The following is a 1,874-nucleotide window of genomic DNA, read 5'->3' on the forward strand; positions in this document are numbered from 1 at the left end:
CGGGGTGATCACCATCGAGGGCGTTTTCTCCTGATGGAACGGGCACAGCACGGTCATGTCCTTGCCGCGCGGGGTTAACTTCCGCCCCTGCTGCTCGATAACGGCAACTAAGGAGACGGCGGCTTTCAGGTGCTGTAATTCTGCGTCGGGAATGCGAGCCATATCGTTATTCCTTTAAAAACCTGTCAAGATTTATTTTGATTCGCCATGCGATATATTATATAATCGCAATACGATAGTAAAGCAAGTCGTTTTAAGAACGCGCCTTATACTCTGGAGCATTTTATGGCTGATATGACAGATGAAATTATGCAGACCGAAGAACAGCGCCGGGCATTTGGCAAACGACTCAAGGCATTACGTAATCAACAACGCAGAACCCAGAAAGAAGTTGCCTCACAGATTGGATTACAGCTTTCGCAGTACAACAAGTACGAATCCGGGATGCACATCCCGCCTGCGGATAAATTGATACAACTGGCTGAGTTATTTACCACATCGATTGATTATTTATTATTAGGTTCGTCAGACGAGCAATTACCACTGAGTAACACGCGGCTAATCGAACGGTTCAAAGCGCTTGAGGCGTGCCAGCCGGAAGAGCAGGAGACCGTGATTAAGCTGATTGATGCGGTGATTATGAAGAGCAGGGTTGAATCTGCGATGCGTCCGGTTGAGCAGGCGAAGGGCAACTAAAGAGAATCATGTTTTTAACGCGGCGCTGTAGTGCAGCAACACTGCAACGCCGCTCACCACAACCAACTGACTAGGAGTTGAATGATGGCTAAGGCGCATTCTAAGCAAAACCGTGCTCAAAATAAAGCTGCCAAAACAGAACGTTATTACACCGTGGGATACGTGCCGCAAAATGACAAGGCCAGTGCCCCGCCCGCGATACACCTTAAGGGACAATGGCTTAAACAGGCGGGGTTTGATATTGGCGGCTCGGTCACGGTGAAGATCATGGACGGCTGTCTGGTGCTGATCCCCGACAGTGACGAGACGAACAGCCTCAAACAGCAATACCAGCGCCAGCGCGAGCAAATCAGTGAAATTAAGCTGCGGATGCGGGAGCTGATTGGGGACTACAAAAGCCGCTAAGGGCAGGGTGTGAGCCGCTCTTAAAAAGAACAAAGCCGGAAGATCACGGGGATCTTTCCGGCTAAATTTAATTACTACAAAATATTATTCTGGGCCATTCCATTCAAGCTGATTTTTCAAATGGTCAGGAACCAACTTAAATAGCAACTTAATGTTTTTTTTATGCGAGCTATAATTATTGTAATACTTAGGACTAGCATTCTCTAGATAGTAGCGGGCATGATTATTTAAAAAAAACACGTCGTGCTCGGTCATTTCAGGCTGAGATAGCGACTTTACAATATCATGTAGTAATTCTGCTTCTTGATAACAAGTCTTATCAAACGCTTTTTTATACGCTGAAAATGTTTGAATATTCCTTATATAAGACAAAGCTATATTAAGCATTTCACTATATATAGTTATTTTGTCCATCAATTTAAAATCCCCATTTATTTCTTAATGCTCCCCACCAATTTCTTGATGGCATAGGCCGCGAAGATGGAACTGTATTTTGTCTGTCCTTCTTAGCATTATTTAACAATTCTCTGATATATTTATCATTTCCAGTTGTTTTATGTATTTCCATTGCAGCAGTCATTCGATGATGCCCATCCGAAACATGATAAACACCTTTATTATCAATAATTACAGAAATTCTATTTTTATCTAACGTAAAGTCGTAGTTACCATCCAGCATATCCTTCTTCATGCTGTCAATTTGATGTGGATTTTTGAATCCAGTCTGAGTACCTTTTATTTCAGGAAGAGAACAATCTTTACCCGCCAATCCC

4 protein-coding genes and 1 pseudogene are annotated in these 1,874 nt (G+C 43.4%); 2 read left to right on the plus strand and 3 right to left on the minus strand.

The annotated features are described in order from the left end of the window. Positions 1-162, minus strand: a 162-nt coding sequence (locus PSI15_RS17840) for a CHC2 zinc finger domain-containing protein (RefSeq protein WP_273584686.1), incomplete at its 3' end; no start/stop codon positions are given. A 123-nt stretch (positions 163-285) separates the two neighbouring features. On the opposite strand from PSI15_RS17840, the gene PSI15_RS17845 reads away from it, so the two are divergent. Then, the gene (locus PSI15_RS17845) at positions 286-696 is read left to right on the plus strand and encodes a helix-turn-helix domain-containing protein (RefSeq protein ID WP_273584683.1); all 411 of its coding nucleotides are present in this window, start codon (positions 286-288) and stop codon (positions 694-696) included. Positions 697-780: 84 nt separating this feature from the next. Continuing rightward, the gene (locus tag PSI15_RS17850) at positions 781-1,101 is read left to right on the plus strand and encodes a SymE family type I addiction module toxin (RefSeq protein WP_273584684.1); all 321 of its coding nucleotides are present in this window, start codon (positions 781-783) and stop codon (positions 1,099-1,101) included. Between the two features lie 84 nt (positions 1,102-1,185). Here the strand turns inward: PSI15_RS17850 and PSI15_RS17855 are convergent, their stop codons facing one another. After that, a complete protein-coding gene (locus tag PSI15_RS17855; RefSeq protein ID WP_273584685.1) occupies positions 1,186-1,515 on the minus strand; it encodes a hypothetical protein in 330 nt (109 codons plus the stop codon). A 4-nt stretch (positions 1,516-1,519) separates the two neighbouring features. Beyond that, positions 1,520-1,874, minus strand: a pseudogene (locus tag PSI15_RS17860) (RHS repeat domain-containing protein); the annotation flags it as partial.

The sequence above is a fragment of the Xenorhabdus sp. PR6a genome, assembly GCF_028599065.1.
Classification (GTDB): domain Bacteria; phylum Pseudomonadota; class Gammaproteobacteria; order Enterobacterales; family Enterobacteriaceae; genus Xenorhabdus; species Xenorhabdus doucetiae.

Bases quoted from the DNA above. Each gene is read 5' to 3' on its own strand.
- PSI15_RS17845 (WP_273584683.1), top strand. From the start codon at position 286: ATGGCTGATATGACAGATGAAATTATGCAGACCGAAGAACAGCGCCGG.
- PSI15_RS17850 (WP_273584684.1), top strand. From the start codon at position 781: ATGGCTAAGGCGCATTCTAAGCAAAACCGTGCTCAAAATAAAGCTGCC.
- PSI15_RS17855 (WP_273584685.1), bottom strand. From the start codon at position 1,515: ATGGACAAAATAACTATATATAGTGAAATGCTTAATATAGCTTTGTCT.